This is a genomic window from Nocardioides sp. NPDC006303 (genome assembly GCF_040613175.1).
GTDB lineage: Bacteria > Actinomycetota > Actinomycetes > Propionibacteriales > Nocardioidaceae > Nocardioides.
In genome coordinates this window covers 1-14854 of record NZ_JBEXRR010000052.1, presented here as the reverse complement: position 1 = coordinate 14854, position 14854 = coordinate 1, and the positions used below count along the sequence as shown (strand labels likewise).

The following is a 14854-nucleotide window of genomic DNA, read 5'->3' as shown; positions in this document are numbered from 1 at the left end:
GGGCTCAGGCACGCACCGACCGACGCAGCCCAATAGCCCCGGATTTCTGACTCTGCTTCGAGTCGAGTCCGGAGCGGGGGATGTCTGCGACGAGTGCGCGCGCCCTTGCGGGGATGAAACTGGCAATCTGCAGGGGACAGCGTTGGCCCGCGCGAGTGCGGCTAGGTTACCACTGTGTCACGCGTAGGTTGCGAACGAGGGTCCATCGGCGGACACCCTCCCGCGAGGCGCTACGTTGCGCCTAATATCTGCGTCTGATCAGGCCTTTGTCGAGGATTCCTCGTCGTCGGTCCCGTTGTCGGCGGCGTTGCCGTCAGTGTCGCTCGCGGGTTCGTTCTCGGTGTCGTCGTCGACGTCGTTCGCCGGGGCCTTGGCAGGATCGCTGTAGACCTCCTCCTCGAGACTACCCCGCCCGGTCACGGTGGCGTACGTCCACCACGCTGCTGCCAGCACGAACAGGATGATCGACATCCACTCGCTCCAGCGCAGGCCGAGCACGTTGACCAGCTGCACGTTGTCGATGCGCAGGGTCTCGATCATGCCGCGGCCGAGGCAGTAGGCCATCACGTAGAGGGCGACCACACGGCCGCCGCCCAGACGCAGCTTCTTCTGCAGGTAGACGATCACGAAGAAGGCGAGGATGTCCCAGCAGAACTCGTAGAGGAACGTCGGGTGGAACGTGGTGCCGACCGGGAACTGGCTGGGTCCGTCGGGGAAACGCGACGGGTCGATCTCAAGGCCCCAGGGCAGGTCGGTGGGCCTGCCGTAGAGCTCCTGGTTGAACCAGTTGCCCCAGCGGCCGATGCCCATCGCGAGCAGGCAGGTCGGGGCGATGGTGTCCAGCAGCGGGATGATCTTGATCCCCTTCTGCTTCGCGCCGATGATCGCGCCCACGGCGCCGAGCGCGATCGCGCCCCACACACCGAGCCCGCCGCGCCAGATGTAGAGCGCCTCGATCGGGTTGGCCCCGTCGCCGAAGTAGAGCTGCCAGTCGGTCATGACGTGGTAGATCCGGCCGCCGACCAGACCGAACGGAACCGCCCACAGCGCGATGTCCTGGATGTCGCCGGCCCGGCCGCCGCGAGCCTGCCAGCGGCGCTCGGAGACCCAGACGGCGACGATGATGCCGAGGATGATCGCGAAGGCGTAGCCGCGCAACGGGACCGGCCCGAGCCAGAGCACGCCTTCGGCGGGGCTGGGGATGGACATCGGGAGGATCATGCGGGGCCCTTCTTGGCTACTTCTGAGTGAGAAGGCGGTGAATGTCGTCGGCGAACTGCTTGGGAGAGGTGTTCATCGACCACACCACGCTGGCCTGTCCCTGGGAGACGGCCGAGACGTGGGTGTCGTGGACCCCGAGATCGTAGCCCCCACTGGGTAGCCGGTCGGCCTCCCCTATGTAGAGCCGCATCGACTCGGCCAGCGTGACGATGTCCTTCAGATCACCGGTGAGGCCGATGAACTCCTTGTCGTAACGGTCCAGGTACTCGCGCAGGACCTCCTCGGAGTCGCGCGCGGGGTCGGTGGTGACGAACACGACCTCGACCTTGTCCCGGTCCGAGTCATCGAGGCGAGTCAGTGCCGCGGTCAGGCTCGACATCACGAGCGGGCACTCGTCAGGGCAGCTGGTGTAGCCGTAGAAGACCAGCGTCAGTGGCTTGTCGGCGTCGGTGGCCAGCGAGAACGGCTCGCCCTCGGTGTCGGTCAGGGCGGTGTCGGAGAGCTGGTACGGAGTGTGCTCCTGCCCGGTCATCGCCGAGGCCGGCGCCTGGCCGGTGCCGGCAGCGCCGCAACCGGTGAGCACTCCGATGAGGACGAGCAGGACGGGAAGAGCGAGGAACCTCAACGCGCGCGGACTCCCGCGGCCAGGTCCTCGGTCAGGCTCGCCAGCGCCTTGAGCGCCGCCTGCTCGTCGGAGCGGTTGTCCAGCAGCGTACGCACGAAGGCGGAGCCGACGATGACCCCGTCGGCGTACGCAGCCATCTCCGCCGCCTGGGCGCCGTTGCTGACCCCGAGACCGACACCGACGGGCAGGTCCGTGGTCTTCTTCGTGCGGGCGACCAGCGGGGCGGCCAGGTCGGAGGTCTTGGCGCGGGCGCCGGTGACGCCCATGACCGCGGTGGCATAGACGAACCCGCGGCTCTGGGCCGTGGTCATCGCGATCCGCTCGTCGGTGCTGCTCGGCGCGACCAGGAAGACCTTGTCGAGGTCTCGTGCGTCGGCGGCCTCGATCCACTCCGGTGCGAAGTCCGGGGTGATGTCGGGCGTGATCAGGCCCGCGCCGCCCGCGTCCTGCAGTTGCTGGGCGAAGCGGTCCACGCCACGGCGCTCGATCGGGTTCCAGCTGGTCATCACCAGGGTCGGCACCCCGGTCGCGGCCACGGCCTCGACGGCGCGGAACACGTCGTCGACACGTACGCCGCCGTCGAGCGCCTGCTGCACGGCGTCCTGGATGGTGGGGCCGTCCATGACCGGGTCGGAGTAGGGCAGGCCGATCTCGATGATGTCGCAGCCGGCCTCGACCATCGTCGTCAGCGCCTCGATCGAGCCGTCGACCGTGGGGAAGCCCGCCGGAAGGTAACCGACCAGGGCGGCGCGGTTCTCGGCCTTCGCCTTCGCGAACGCTACCGACGTACTCACTTTGCGTCTCCCAGTCCGAAGTATTCGATGGCCGTGCCCATGTCCTTGTCGCCGCGACCGGACAGGTTGATCAGGATCGTGGCGCCCTCGCCGTGGCGCTCCTTGATCTGCGGTGCGATCTTGATGGCGCCGGCGATCGCGTGGGCCGACTCGATCGCCGGGATGATGCCCTCCGAGCGCGAGAGCAGCGCGAAGGCGTCCATCGCCTCCTTGTCGGTGACCGAGGTGTAGGAGGCGCGGCCGGACTTGGCGAGCCAGGCGTGCTGCGGCCCGACCCCGGGGTAGTCGAGACCGGCGGAGATCGAGTGGGACTCGATGGTCTGGCCGTCCTCGTCCTGGAGCACGTAGGTGCGGGCGCCGTGGAGCACGCCCGGGTCGTTGGCCTGGATGGTGGCGGCGTGGCGGCCGGTCTCGAACCCGTCTCCCCCGGCCTCGAAGCCGTGGATCTCGACGTCCTCGTCGTCCAGGAACGCGGTGAAGAGGCCGATGGCGTTGGACCCACCTCCGACCGCGGCGAGGACGGCGTTCGGGAGGCCGCCGAACTGCTCGAGGGACTGGGCCCGGGCCTCGTCGCCGATGCCGCGCACGATGTCCCTGACCAGAGTCGGGAACGGGTGGGGCCCGGCGGCGGTGCCGAACAGGTAGGCGGTGTGGTCGACGCTGGCGACCCAGTCGCGCAGCGCCTCGTTGATCGCGTCCTTGAGGGTGCCGCTGCCGGAGGGCACCGGGACGACCTCGGCACCGAGCAGCCGCATCCGGGCCACGTTGAGCGCCTGGCGGTCGGTGTCGACCTTGCCCATGTAGACGGTGCAGTCGAGACCGAAGTAGGCAGCCGCGGTCGCGGAGGCCACCCCGTGCTGTCCGGCGCCGGTCTCGGCGATGACCCGGGTCTTGCCCATCCGCTTGGTCAGCAGCGCCTGCCCGAGCACGTTGCGGATCTTGTGGGCGCCGGTGTGGTTGAGGTCCTCGCGCTTGAGGAGGACGCGTACGCCGAGCTGCTCGGAGAGCCGGGTCGCGTGGTAGAGCGGGCTCGGCAGGTTGGCGTAGTCACGCAGGATCGCGTCGAACTCGGCCACGAACTCCGGATCGGCCTTCGCCTTCTGCCAGGCGTCGTCGAGCTCGATGAGCGCCTTCATCAGCGCCTCGGGCATGAAGCGGCCGCCGAATCCCTCGGCCTCGCCACCGAACCAGCCGAACTCGTCGGCGTCGTAGCTCGTCGTTTCGTGGATGTGAGTTGTCATGGCTGGTCCTAGCCTTGGATTCCGGTGAACTCGGCGACCGTGCCTTGCGGGTCGCCATGCTTGACCAGCGCCTCGCCGACCAGGACCGCGCGGGCCCCTTCGGAGACGTGGCGCTTGACGTCGGTGGCGGTGAAGATGCCCGACTCGGCGACCTTCACCCGGTCCTCGGGGATGAGCGGCGCGAGCCGTCCGAAGACGTCCTGGTCGATCTCCAGGGTCTTCAGGTTGCGGGCGTTGACGCCGATCAGCTCGGCGCCGAGGTCGACCGCCCGGGCGACCTCGGCCTCGTCGTGGGTCTCGACCAGCACGGTCAGCCCGAGCTCACGCGCCTGCTCGTAGAGGCTGCGCAGCGTCTCGTCGTCCAGCGCGGCCACGATCAGCAACGCCAGGTCGGCTCCGGCTGCCCGGGCCTCCAGCAGCTGGTAGGGCTCGACGATGAAGTCCTTGCGCAGGATCGGGCTGTCGACGGCGGCGCGGACCGCGCGCAGGTCGGCGAGCGACCCGCCGAAGCGGCGTTCCTCGGTGAGCACCGAGATCGCGGCTGCACCGCCGGCGGCGTACTGCTGGGCCAGCTCGGCCGGGTCCGGGATGTCGGCCAGAGCACCCTTGGAAGGGCTCTTCCGCTTCACCTCGGCGATCACGCTGCTGCCCGCCGCACGGAAGTGCGGCATCGGGTCGCGAGGCGCGTCGACGTCGGCCAGCCGGGCCCGCAGTTCCGCCTCGGACACCGTCGCCTGGCGCTGCGCCAGGTCCAGACGTACGCCGTCGATGATCTTTTCGAGCACCGACATGTTTAAACCTCTCGTTTCCGGGTATGACCCACGTGCAAAGCCTCTCACCCGAACCGTGACACGCCCGATTTGGCGCCACAGTGCGGGCGGGAAACGTTAAGTTTCTTCCATCTCTACCCAACTCGCCTGACTTTGGAGGTCAGACACACATGAGCTACGGAACTCCTCCGCCGCCGCCCCCGTACGGTTCGCCGGCACCCGGGCAGCCCGGTCAGCCTGCGGGCAACAACAAGAAGGCGATCTGGGCACTTGTCCTCGGCATCCTCGGCTGCATCTGCTGCGGAATCTTCACCGGTATCCCGGCGATCATCCTCGGCAAGATGGCCCAGAACGAGATCGACGCCTCCGGCGGGGCGCAGGGCGGGCGTGGCATGGCCACCGCCGGCTTCATCCTCGGCATCGTCGCCATCGTTCTGTTCGTCATCGGGCTCATCCTGAACCTGTCCGGTGCTCTCGACTTCAGCGGCAGCACCACCACGTACTGAGCTCAGTCCATGTGAGCTCGGCTCTTTGAAATCAGCGAGGCCCCCGGCGAATCCGCCGGGGGCCTCGCTGTTTCACAGGCTCAGTGTGACTCGACGTTGAAGCCGAGCTTGGAGAGCACGATGAAGAGCAGGCCGCCCACGACGGTGACGGCGACGCCGACCCAGAAGACGAACCAGCTGATCGGGTCGAGCATCATGGCGACGCTTCCGATGAGGAAGCCGAGGAGGCCGACCGCGACTGCGATCCAGGCTGCCGGGGTGTTGCCGTGGCTGGCGGACATGCGATGACTCCTCTACGAGTTCTCTTGCTGAAGCGAAGCCCGAAGCGATACAGGTGGGCTTGGCTGCAGTGTATTCATTGATCCCCCGTTGTCGGGTCCCGACCCTCGTCCAACGACTTCCAGACATCGATCGTGGACTGCTCCTCCAACGGCTTCTGCTCCGGCTTCGCGGCGGCCGGGGCGTCGTACCTGCGGCCCATCTCGGGCCACGAAGGGGCCAGGCGTACGGCCGCGACGGCCGCCGCAACGGTCAGGACCGCGCCGAGAAGCGCGAGGTAAGGCCAGGGGGTGGTGGTGTGCTCGGTCTCGCCCCAGACCACCTCGGAGTCGATCGCCCGGCCGAGCGCGTCGATCCCGGCATGGCCGAAGAAGGTGACGATCACGCCGATCCCGGCCAGGCCCGCAAGGGCGGCCACCAGGCGGCGTACGAGACCTCGGGTGACCAGGACCACGCCCCAGGCCGCGAGTGCGACCAGGGCCAGGCCGGTGGTGGCCGGCGAGTCGTTGAGGTCGGCCGGCATCTGGGCCGGGGCGGTCACCTTCACCCATTCGTTGGAGCCGGCCCATGCGGCCAGGGCCGCGCCGGCGAGTCCGGCGATGACGGTGGGGCCGAGGGTGGCCTTCATGAGATCAGGCCGGCGTCGAAGCAGGTGTGGTCGCCGGTGTGGCAGGCGGGGCCCTCCTGGTCGACCTTGAGCAGGATCGTGTCGCCGTCGCAGTCCAGGCGGACCTCCTTGACGTACTGCCGGTGGCCGGAGGTCTCCCCCTTGACCCAGTACTCCTGCCGGCTGCGGGACCAGTAGGTCGCCCGGCCCGTCGCGAGCGTGCGCGCCAGGGCCTCGTCGTCCATGTAGCCGAGCATCAGCACCTCGCCGGTGTCATGCTGCTGCGCCACCGCGGGCACCAGTCCGTCGGGGTTGCGCTTGAGGCGGTCGGCGATGGCGGGGTCCAGTCCCTCGCTCGTGGGTCCAGTAGTCACAGGTCCAGTATCCCGCTGGGCAACAGTACGGACACAACCGGCATGTCGCAGCCCTTATCGGGCGTCCTCGAGGCCCCGGGCTGCCAGACTCTGCCGGTCATCTGGGCCGGTCTCGGTACGGCCCTGTCAGCCGACTCTTCGAGTCGACTATTCAAACTGGAGAACACCGCACCATGGCTAACCCCACCCCGCAGCCGGCACCGGCGAAGCAGACCGACACCAGCGCCCTCGTGATCGGCATCCTGGTCACGCTCTTCTGCTGCCTGCCCTTCGGCATCGTCTCGATCGTCAAGGCCGTCCAGGGTGACGCCGAGGGCGCCAAGAAGTGGGGCATCATCGGTGCCATCACCGGCGTCGTCGTGATCGTCCTCTACATCATCGCCTCGGTCGTCCTCGGCGTCGGCATGGCCGCCCAGTCGGGGACCATGTGACCACACCCTCACGGGTGCGCGCGGGGCTCGTCCCACTGGCCGTCGTGGCCGGCGGGGCGGGCCTCGCGGCTGTCTTCGCCACCTCTCCCGGGCTCGTCGCGTACGTCCCGCCGTGCCCGATCCACGCACTCACCGGCATCGACTGCCCCGGCTGCGGAATGACGCGCGGCACGATGTCGCTGCTGTCGGGTGACGTCTCCGGCGCGATCGGCCACAACGCGCTGATGTTCCTGCTCGGGCTGCCGATGCTCGCGCTGCTCTGGTTCTTCTGGCTCCGCGGCCGCATCGGCGGTCGCCCCGCTCCCGACTGGGCGCGCTCCCCCGCAGCCCTCTACACCTGGCTGGCGTTGACGGTCGTCTTCACGGTCGTGCGCAACCTGCCCTGGGCGCCGTTCCCCGCACTCGCGGCGTAGCGTCGCCGCTACCGGTCGGCGAAGTAGGCGGCGCTGGCGTCGTCGGCCGGGTAGTACGACTCGATCGCCACCTCGTCGAGGGTGATGTCCATCGGGGTCCCAAAGGTGGTGATCGTCGAGAAGAGGTTCAGCTCGCGGCCGTCGACGCGAAGCGTCATCGGGATCACGACATCCGCCTCGAGCGCGAGCGACCTCTCCTCGTCCTGGCCGGCGGGAGCCAGCACCTCCTCGTAGAGCCGGGTCAGCTCGGGGTCCGCGACGACGGCGAGCTGGCGTCTGACCCGGGCCCGGAACACGGCACGTACGTCGGCCAGGTTCACGACCAGAGCGGCTAGGCCCCGAGGGTCGAGGCCGAGACGTACGAGGTTGACGGGTGGTTCGAGCAGCTCGGGGTCGACGCCGGCGAAGAACCGGTCGACCGCGCGGTTGGTCATCAGGATGTTCCAGCGACGGTCGACCACCAGGGCCGGGTACGGCTCGTGGGCACGCAGAACCCGGCCGATCGCGTCGCGAGCGGCCGCGAGCGCACCGTCCTCGAGGGGCCGCTGGGTGTAGCGCGGCGCGAAGCCGGCGGCGAGCAGGAGTCGGTTGCGGTCCCGGAGCGGGATGTCGAGCTGGTCGGCGAGGCGGAGGATCATGTCGGTGCTCGGCCGGGACCGGCCGGTCTCGACCAGGCTGACGTGGCGTGCCGAGACGTCGGCGGCGATCGCCAGGTCGAGCTGGCTGAGGCGACGACGATGCCGCCATTCCCGCAACATCTCGCCCACTGTGTACATGGGCCCCAGGATCGCTCATCAGCAGGTGGTGCGCCATGAACTCCCATGTCATCGACACCGGTCCGGGACGCCGAACACACTGGCGGCATGACCACACAGAGCACACCCACGGACGCCGTCAGGGCTGTCACCACCGCCTTCGCAGGGCTCGTCGCGACCGGTGACACCGGGCCGCTCGAGCAGCTGCTCGCCCCAGACTTCCGGCACCATCGACCGGACGCGACCTCGTCCACCAAGGAGCAGTGGCTCGACGCCGTCTGCGGCTCGCTCGAGCGGATCGACGGCATGGAGGTCGAGGTGAAGCACGTGCTGGCCGCCGACGATCACGTCGTGATGCACACCCGTCGCCGGCTGCCGGACGGACCCGAGATCACCGTCGTCGACATCTGCCGGTTCGAGGGCGCGATGATCGTCGAGGCCTGGGAGATCATCGAGCCCGCCGCCGAGGCCGCCGCCCACCTGTCGTGGTGGGACGCCTGAGCTCTCGGTCTCAGCTGCCCTGCTGGGCGACCCAGGAGGCGTGCAGGCGTGCGTACGTCGAGCCGGCCTGCGCCACCAGTTCGCTGTGCGGGCCGCGCTGGGCGAGGTGTCCCGCGTCGACGACGATCACCTCGTCGGCCGCCTCGGCGGTGGAGAGCCGGTGGGCGATGGTGACCGACGTACGGCCGCTCATCAGGCGCTCCAGGGCCCGGTTGATCCGCATCTCCAGCCGCGGGTCGACCGCGGAGGTGGCCTCGTCGAGGACGAGCAGGTCGGGATCGGCGAGCTGGGCGCGCAGGAGCGCCACGAGCTGCCGCTCGCCGGCCGAGAGCGACTCGCCGCGCTGCCCGACGCTGGTGCGGACGCCGGCGGGGAGGCCGGCCAGCCAGTCCCCCAAGCCCAGAATCCGGGCGGCCTCCTCGATCTCCTCGTCGGTCGCGTCGAGCCGCCCGTAACGGACGTTCTCGGCCAGGGTGGAGTCGAAGAGGAAGCCCTCCTGCGGGACGAGCACGACGCTGGTGCGCAGCGAGGCGTTGCCGATCTCGCGTACGTCGACACCGTCGAGACGGACTCGGCCGTCGGTCACGTCCATCACCCGGGTGAGCAGCTTCGCGATCGTCGACTTCCCCGAGCCGGTCTCGCCGACCACGGCGACCCGGCGCCCGGGCGCGATCTCGAAGGAGATGTCGTGCAGGACCGGACGGCCGCCGGGGTAGGCGAAGGTGACCGCGTCGAACTCGATCGAGAGCGGGCCGCGTGGCAGGACCGTGCCGGCCGCGCCCGGGTCGACGAGGTCGGCGGGCGTGTCCAGGATCCCGATCGTGCGCCGCCAGGAGGCGATCGCGTTCTGCGCGTCGGTGAGGATCTGCGTACCCATCTGCACCGGGCCCACGAACAGCGTCACCAGGAACGCGAAGGCCAGGATCTCGCCGACGGTCAGCGCACCGCTGGTGCCCTGGTAGGCGAGCGCCAGCAGGACGCCGCCGACGATCACGCCGGCGTTGGCGAGGCCGCCGGAGAGGCCACCGAGACTGAAGAAGACCGAGGTGTAGGCCTGCGCCTTGATCTGGGCGGCGCTGGTGGCGTCGATCTCGCGGTCGATGCGCTCCTGGGTGCGGTCCTCGACGGCGTACGCCTTCACCACGGCCGCTCCGACGACCGGCTCGGAGACCGCGGAGAGCATCTTGGCGACCTGGCGGCGGGAGAGGGTGTAGGCCGCGGACAGCTTGCGCTGGAAGAACGGCAGGCTCAGGAAGAGCGGGCCGAAGCAGAGCCACACCAGGATCGCGAGCTGCCAGGAATAGATCACCATCACGACGGTGGCGATCAGCATCTGCCCGATGCTGACGATGAAGAGCAGACCGCCGAAAACGATGAACTGGCTGACTTGGTCGACGTCGCTGGTCACCCGCGAGACCAGCGCCCCGCGGTGTTCGGTCGACTGGGTGAGCATCGGCAGGTCGTGGACGTGCCGGAAGGCCTTCGTACGCAGCGTCGCCAGGCCCCGCTCGGCGGCGGTGAAGAGCCGGCTGGTCATCTTGAACGACGCCCAGCCGGTGACCGCGATGGCGACCACCGCGATCAGCCCGGCGCGCAGGACATAGCCGAGGTCGGGGCCGTCCGGACCGCTCAGGCCGTTGTCGAGGGTCTGCTGAACGACGACAGGTACGACGACCTGCCCGACGCTCGCGATCACGGCCAGCGCGAAGGTGCCGCGGATGCCCTCGACCAGCTCCGGGGAGTGCTTGATGCCCCGGCGGATGGTCTCGATCGCGCCGAGCTCCTCGCCGCTGCCGACCCGGGTCTCGGGCTCGAGGGTCGCGGTCACTGGATGGTCTCCGGGGTCTCGTAGGCGTTCACCAGGCGGGCGTAGGACTCGTCGCGGGCGAGCAGCTCGGTGTGGGTGCCGCGGTCGCGGATGCGGCCGTCCTCGAGGTGAACGACCTCGTCGGCGAGCGCGATCGTGGCCTTGCGGTAGGCGACGACGACGAGGCTGGTGTCGCTCGCCCCGTCACGCAGCGCGGCAAGGATGCGCTGCTCGACCTCGGGGTCGACCGCAGAGGTGGCGTCGTCGAGGATCAGGAGTCGTGGGCGGCGTACGAGCGCTCGGGCCAGGGCGAGGCGCTGGCGCTGCCCACCAGAGAGGCTCGCCCCGCGCTCGCCGAGGGTGGTGTCGAGGCCGTTCGGAAGCGCGGTGACGAAGCCGTCGGCCTGGGCGGCCTTGAGCGCCGACCAGACCTCGTCGTCGGTGAGGTCGGCGCCGAGGGTGACGTTGCCGCGTACGGAGTCGTCGAAGACGAAGGCCGTCTGCGGCACCAGCGCCGCCACCCGGGCCCACTCCCCCGCACCCAGTTCGCGCAGGTCGGTGCCGTCCAGGGTGATCCGGCCCGTTTCGGGGTCGACCAGGCGCGCGAGCAGCATGGTCAGGGTGCTCTTGCCGGCGGCCGTCTCGCCGACGATCGCGACCGTACGCCCCGGCTCGACCTCGAAGTCGACACCGTCGAGGAGCGTCGGGCCGCCGGCGTAGGCGTAGGAGATGCCGTCGACCCGGACACGGGCGCCGGTCGGCTCGCGGCTGGTCGTCGCCGTGCCGTAGGCCAGGCGGCCGGTCGCGTCCAGCACCTGTTGGACCCGTCGGTAGCCGACCACGCTGCGCGGGAACTCTCCCAGCAGCCATCCGAAGGAACGGATCGGGAAGGCGACGATGGTGAGCAGGAATCCGATCTGGACGACGTCGCCGGGCGCGGCGGCACCGCTGGAGACGCGGCCGACGCCGACAGCCAGTACGGCGAGGACGCCGATGTTGGGCAGCGCGGCCAGGATCGGGTCGAAGGCTGCGCGGAGCCGGCCGGCGTGGATGTTGACGTCGCGCAGCTCCTGGGCCTTGTCCTGGAAGCGGGTGGTCTCCTCCGCCTCGCGGCCCAGGGTCTTGACGACGAGCGCGCCGTCGAAGGACTCGTGGGCGATCCCGGAGAGCTCCGCGCGCAGCTGCTGGGCGCGGGTCATCAGCGGCGAGGAGAAGCGCTGGAAGACCAGGTTGGCGACGACGACCGCCGGGAACACGAGGATCGCGACCGAGGCCAGGACGACGTCGGTCCAGAACATCTGCCCGATCGCGATCACCATCATCGCGAGGGTGCCGACCGCCATCGGCAGCGGCGCGATCGGCGCCCAGGACGCCTCGACATCGGAGTTGGCGTTGGAGAGCAGCTGGCCGGTCGGATGCCGGTGGTGCCAGGCGAGGGGAAGCGCGAGGTATTGGCGGGTGACCGCGCGACGCGAGTGGGCCTGCATGCGGTACTGCATCACCCCGGCGCCCAGCCGACGCGCCACCACCCCGACCGCTCGCAGGATCGCGACACCGACGAAGAGTCCGATCACGGCCCACAGCCAGCCGGCGCCGATCTCGCCGTCGCGCAGCGCCGGCACCAACACATGGTCGGTGGACCAGCCCAGCACCCAGGCGTCGGCGACGGTCAGCGCGCCGAAGAGCGCGGAGCCGAGGGTCGAGAGGGTGAAGACCGCCCACTCGCGCCGGATGGCGACTCCGAGAACCTTGAACCCGTCGGTCGTCGTGGCCCGCTGGGGTATTTGATCCTCGTCGCTCATCTCGAGGTAAAGCCTAGGTCAGCACCGTGACTGCGACGAATTTTTTTGAAACCACCCTGCGCTGGAATGGCTCGATAAGGTGCAAGCCGTGGCTTCCTTCGCGCGCTCCGAGCGCATCGCCCTGTGCGACACCGCCGTCTCCCTCGGGCCGACGGCCCCCACGCTCTGCGAAGGCTGGGACGTCAAGGACCTGCTGGTGCATCTGCTCGTACGCGAACGCCGCCCGTGGGCCGCGCCGGGCATGTTCCTGCCACCGCTCGCGCCCGTACTGAGGAAGGCGGAGGCTGCGTACGCCGCTCAGCCGCTCGAGGCTCTCGCCGCCCGCCTCCGCGACCCGAAGGGCACGCCGTTCGCGCTCGGTCCCGTCGAAAGGGCCGTCAACACCGTCGAGTTCTTCGTCCACCACGAGGACCTCCGCCGCGCCCAGCCGGGCTGGGAACCGCGTACGCTCCCCGCCGCTGCCGAACGAGACCTCTGGCGCACCCTGAAACTGCTCGGCAAGGGCCTGGTCCGCTCCGCTCAGACCCCGCTCGTGGTGAGCAACGGCACCGACACCGCCACGCTCCGCGCCGGCGACGAGCCCGTCACCATCACGGGCCCGGTCGGCGAGCTCATGCTCTTCTGCTTCGGGCGTCATGAGGTGCGGGGCTTGTCTTTCGATGGTCCGGCGGAGCGGATCACTCAGTTGGAGAATGCCAGTCTCGGGTTCTGAGGCTGGTGTTGCTTCGTGGGCTGGGGCCGTCGACCCTTTCGGGGAGGGTGTTCTCAACGGCTCCCGCGAGAATTTTGGCTGTATATCGGGTGGGCGGCGGGGTTTGGCGCGGATTCCATGAGTTGCGTACGGGCTTGGGAGTCCGGGCTGGTCACTCCCGGCGGCGGAGGCTCTCCTCGTTCTTTTACAAGACGATGACACCTTGTGAACGCTTCACAAGCAGGCGCCAGGAACACGGGTAGCGACGACCTGGGCGTGGCAGACGCTGCCGCCTCATCTGGCTGCTGACCACGTCGGTCCAGGACCGCCGGCACAGGCGCAGGGGTTGCCATCAGTTGGCCGACGAGCATGCGACCGAGCTGGACACACGATGCCCTTGTCGTCGCCGTCGTCCGAGGATGCTGCCGTGGCATGACACGACGGCGCGGGAGGACGTGGATCGGCGCGCATCGCGCGGTGGGCTCGGATAAATACGGGCACCGCAGCGCCGGCCGGCCGGTTCAGGTACGCCGAGTGAACCGGATCCGCCCATCCGGAAGCCGCTCATACCCATAGTTGACATCGTGGATACGGCGATGATCACTCGCACACAACAAGACCATGTTCGCCAGATCGGTTCGACCACCTTCCGACCACGGTTTCAAGTGATGAGCCTCGGTCCACGCGGCTGGGGCGTCACAGTCTTCGGCTTGGCAACACTTGTCGCGTAGCCGGAGCGCCTTGTGTTGGATCGGATACGCCAACCTCGCGGTGCGACCGAAGTCGAGGATCTCGGAATCGGTGCCCAACACCACCGGGACCAGGTCTGCGTTGCAGGCCATCCTCCGGGCCTCGGCGGCGGTGATCTTCTCGCCGTCGAACCCCGACGCCGCGGTGCCGAGGTCCTTGCGGAGATCCTCGACGCTCATCGTGATGAACACCGTGGTCCCGTGGCCACCATGACGGGGCAGCTGGTCCACGTCATAGGTCTCGACCACCCGGGCAAACGCCTCACCCAACAGACGGTCATACGGGGCTTTGCGGCCCTTGTCCTCGGCCGAGAGCTTCCTCGGCTGCGCCAGCGAGTCCAGCTGGGTGCGCAGCCTCATCCCGACGGCGCGGGAGACTCGGGCGTGGATGTCGATGGTGCCGTCGCCGTTGTCGCGGGAGGAGAAGAACGTGCGCCGCTGGGCGTGCTCCTCCTCGCGCTGCAGGGCTTTGGATTCGGCGGCTTCGAACCGTTCAGGGTCGATCTCGGCCAGGATCCGTCGTCCGACGATCTTCAACTCGTTCGCCGTCAACTGGCTGGCGTAGTCGACCAGGAGCTTCTCGGCCAGGATCAGGTCCTCGCCGCTGGCGGCGGGGTCGGTTTCGATGGCATCGAGGGCCTGGGTGATCACCCGTGCTTTGTCCTGGGACACGACACCTTCAGCGAGGCTGGCGGCAACGAGTTCGTACTTGCTCACCGCAGCCGCGAGTTTCACCTGGGAGCGAGCGACGCCTTTGTCGACGAGCAGCTCGGTCCGCATCCACCCCGACGCATCCTTCGCGCCGGTCTCCTCGGCGATGTCGCCGGCAGCGGCGAGCACCCGGAGCTTCAGGGCAGCTTGCTGGGCTTGGAGCTTCTCGAGCCGTTCGAGGAGGTCTTTTTTCTGCCCGGTGCGCCAGTAGGCGGGATCGGTGGCGAGCAGGTCTTGGAGGGCGGTCTCGATGGCCTTCAAGGCGGCGTCGATCAGATCGCCGGGGTTGGTGCCCCACGGGTTGATCTCGCGGCCGAGACTCATCGCCGTCCCTCCCTTCAAAGAGGTGTTGTGATGAGTCTGATTCTACGCCTCCAGCCCTGTCTCTGCCATCTGTTTTCCCAGTTCAAACCCCATTTTCGCGGCGAGCGAACGACCTAGCATCTGTGGATGGTAAGTGGCCCGAAGGGCCGCCCTCACGCCGTTCAACGCCAACTCAACGCGCAAGATCTTCTCCGCGCCACACCCGGGCCGCCGCCCCGATAGCCAGCCAAATCTTTTCTCGACGGGCCCCGGT

General features: G+C 69.0%; 17 protein-coding genes. 5 read left to right on the top strand and 12 right to left on the bottom strand.

The window, feature by feature from the left end; genetic code table 11:
- Positions 1 to 258: 258 nt before the first annotated feature.
- The 5 genes from lgt to trpC are packed head-to-tail and all read right to left on the bottom strand — an operon-like array spanning position 259 to position 4672.
- Complete coding sequence (gene lgt, locus ABZY89_RS26545; RefSeq protein ID WP_355232069.1) at positions 259 to 1209, bottom strand: prolipoprotein diacylglyceryl transferase; 951 nt, start codon at positions 1207 to 1209, stop codon at positions 259 to 261.
- Between the two features lie 28 nt (positions 1210 to 1237).
- Positions 1238 to 1846 (bottom strand): SCO family protein, encoded by a 609-nt coding sequence (locus ABZY89_RS26540; RefSeq protein WP_355232067.1) that lies wholly within the window; start codon positions 1844 to 1846, stop codon positions 1238 to 1240.
- The gene (gene trpA / locus ABZY89_RS26535) at positions 1843 to 2640 is read right to left on the bottom strand and encodes a tryptophan synthase subunit alpha (RefSeq protein WP_355232065.1); all 798 of its coding nucleotides are present in this window, start codon (positions 2638 to 2640) and stop codon (positions 1843 to 1845) included. Before trpA ends, ABZY89_RS26540 begins: the two co-directional genes overlap by 4 nt.
- Positions 2637 to 3881: a tryptophan synthase subunit beta gene (gene trpB / locus ABZY89_RS26530; protein ID WP_355232063.1), complete on the bottom strand. Its 1245-nt coding sequence runs from the start codon at positions 3879 to 3881 to the stop codon at positions 2637 to 2639. The genes trpA and trpB overlap by 4 nt, the downstream gene beginning before the upstream one ends.
- Positions 3882 to 3889: 8 nt before the next feature.
- Entirely contained in the window at positions 3890 to 4672 is a 783-nt protein-coding gene (trpC, locus tag ABZY89_RS26525; protein ID WP_355232062.1) for an indole-3-glycerol phosphate synthase TrpC, read from the bottom strand.
- 149 nt (positions 4673 to 4821) lie between these two features.
- Between trpC and ABZY89_RS26520 the strand changes: the two genes are divergently transcribed.
- A complete protein-coding gene (locus ABZY89_RS26520; protein ID WP_355232061.1) occupies positions 4822 to 5157 on the top strand; it encodes a DUF4190 domain-containing protein in 336 nt (111 codons plus the stop codon).
- 80 nt (positions 5158 to 5237) lie between these two features.
- On the opposite strand, the gene ABZY89_RS26515 is transcribed toward ABZY89_RS26520, so the two are convergent.
- The 3 genes from ABZY89_RS26515 to hisI all read right to left on the bottom strand — a co-directional run bounded on the left by ABZY89_RS26515 (position 5238) and on the right by hisI (position 6417).
- Complete coding sequence (locus tag ABZY89_RS26515; RefSeq protein ID WP_355232060.1) at positions 5238 to 5438, bottom strand: HGxxPAAW family protein; 201 nt, start codon at positions 5436 to 5438, stop codon at positions 5238 to 5240.
- Positions 5439 to 5512: 74 nt separating this feature from the next.
- Positions 5513 to 6064 (bottom strand): Trp biosynthesis-associated membrane protein, encoded by a 552-nt coding sequence (locus ABZY89_RS26510; protein WP_355232059.1) that lies wholly within the window; start codon positions 6062 to 6064, stop codon positions 5513 to 5515.
- Positions 6061 to 6417 carry a phosphoribosyl-AMP cyclohydrolase gene (gene hisI, locus ABZY89_RS26505; protein ID WP_355021876.1) on the bottom strand — a complete coding sequence of 119 codons (357 nt, stop codon included), beginning with the start codon at positions 6415 to 6417 and terminating at the stop codon, positions 6061 to 6063. Before hisI ends, ABZY89_RS26510 begins: the two co-directional genes overlap by 4 nt.
- A 173-nt stretch (positions 6418 to 6590) precedes the next feature.
- Here hisI and ABZY89_RS26500 point away from each other — a divergent pair, with 173 nt between their 5' ends.
- Positions 6591 to 6848, top strand: coding sequence for a CD225/dispanin family protein (locus ABZY89_RS26500; RefSeq protein WP_350661348.1), 258 nt, complete (start codon positions 6591 to 6593; stop codon positions 6846 to 6848).
- Positions 6845 to 7261, top strand: a complete 417-nt coding sequence (locus tag ABZY89_RS26495; protein WP_355232058.1) for a DUF2752 domain-containing protein — start codon at positions 6845 to 6847, stop codon at positions 7259 to 7261. The genes ABZY89_RS26500 and ABZY89_RS26495 overlap by 4 nt, the downstream gene beginning before the upstream one ends.
- Positions 7262 to 7269: 8 nt before the next feature.
- Here the strand turns inward: ABZY89_RS26495 and ABZY89_RS26490 are convergent, their stop codons facing one another.
- Positions 7270 to 8037, bottom strand: a complete 768-nt coding sequence (locus ABZY89_RS26490; protein WP_355232056.1) for a helix-turn-helix transcriptional regulator — start codon at positions 8035 to 8037, stop codon at positions 7270 to 7272.
- Positions 8038 to 8124: 87 nt separating this feature from the next.
- Here ABZY89_RS26490 and ABZY89_RS26485 point away from each other — a divergent pair, with 87 nt between their 5' ends.
- Positions 8125 to 8517, top strand: coding sequence for a nuclear transport factor 2 family protein (locus ABZY89_RS26485; protein WP_355232054.1), 393 nt, complete (start codon positions 8125 to 8127; stop codon positions 8515 to 8517).
- 10 nt (positions 8518 to 8527) lie between these two features.
- On the opposite strand, the gene ABZY89_RS26480 is transcribed toward ABZY89_RS26485, so the two are convergent.
- Both ABZY89_RS26480 and ABZY89_RS26475 read right to left on the bottom strand, forming a co-directional pair.
- Entirely contained in the window at positions 8528 to 10345 is a 1818-nt protein-coding gene (locus ABZY89_RS26480) for an ABC transporter ATP-binding protein (protein WP_355232052.1), read from the bottom strand.
- Entirely contained in the window at positions 10342 to 12126 is a 1785-nt protein-coding gene (locus tag ABZY89_RS26475; RefSeq protein WP_355232051.1) for an ABC transporter ATP-binding protein, read from the bottom strand. Before ABZY89_RS26475 ends, ABZY89_RS26480 begins: the two co-directional genes overlap by 4 nt.
- An 88-nt stretch (positions 12127 to 12214) precedes the next feature.
- Between ABZY89_RS26475 and ABZY89_RS26470 the strand changes: the two genes are divergently transcribed.
- Positions 12215 to 12838, top strand: coding sequence for a TIGR03085 family metal-binding protein (locus ABZY89_RS26470; RefSeq protein WP_355232050.1), 624 nt, complete (start codon positions 12215 to 12217; stop codon positions 12836 to 12838).
- A gap of 500 nt (positions 12839 to 13338) precedes the next feature.
- On the opposite strand, the gene ABZY89_RS26465 is transcribed toward ABZY89_RS26470, so the two are convergent.
- Positions 13339 to 14601, bottom strand: coding sequence for a DUF222 domain-containing protein (locus ABZY89_RS26465; RefSeq protein ID WP_355232048.1), 1263 nt, complete (start codon positions 14599 to 14601; stop codon positions 13339 to 13341).
- Between the last annotated feature and the right edge of the window lie 253 nt (positions 14602 to 14854).

Excerpts from the sequence above, each read along its gene's own strand:
- ABZY89_RS26515 (WP_355232060.1), bottom strand. The coding sequence starts at position 5,438 with ATGTCCGCCAGCCACGGCAACACCCCGGCAGCCTGGATCGCAGTCGCG.
- ABZY89_RS26500 (WP_350661348.1), top strand. The coding sequence starts at position 6,591 with ATGGCTAACCCCACCCCGCAGCCGGCACCGGCGAAGCAGACCGACACC.
- ABZY89_RS26485 (WP_355232054.1), top strand. The coding sequence starts at position 8,125 with ATGACCACACAGAGCACACCCACGGACGCCGTCAGGGCTGTCACCACC.
- trpC (WP_355232062.1), bottom strand. The coding sequence starts at position 4,672 with ATGTCGGTGCTCGAAAAGATCATCGACGGCGTACGTCTGGACCTGGCG.
- ABZY89_RS26520 (WP_355232061.1), top strand. The coding sequence starts at position 4,822 with ATGAGCTACGGAACTCCTCCGCCGCCGCCCCCGTACGGTTCGCCGGCA.
- ABZY89_RS26510 (WP_355232059.1), bottom strand. The coding sequence starts at position 6,064 with ATGAAGGCCACCCTCGGCCCCACCGTCATCGCCGGACTCGCCGGCGCG.
- ABZY89_RS26490 (WP_355232056.1), bottom strand. The coding sequence starts at position 8,037 with ATGTACACAGTGGGCGAGATGTTGCGGGAATGGCGGCATCGTCGTCGC.
- lgt (WP_355232069.1), bottom strand. The coding sequence starts at position 1,209 with ATGTCCATCCCCAGCCCCGCCGAAGGCGTGCTCTGGCTCGGGCCGGTC.
- ABZY89_RS26475 (WP_355232051.1), bottom strand. The coding sequence starts at position 12,126 with ATGAGCGACGAGGATCAAATACCCCAGCGGGCCACGACGACCGACGGG.
- trpB (WP_355232063.1), bottom strand. The coding sequence starts at position 3,881 with ATGACAACTCACATCCACGAAACGACGAGCTACGACGCCGACGAGTTC.
- ABZY89_RS26465 (WP_355232048.1), bottom strand. The coding sequence starts at position 14,601 with ATGAGTCTCGGCCGCGAGATCAACCCGTGGGGCACCAACCCCGGCGAT.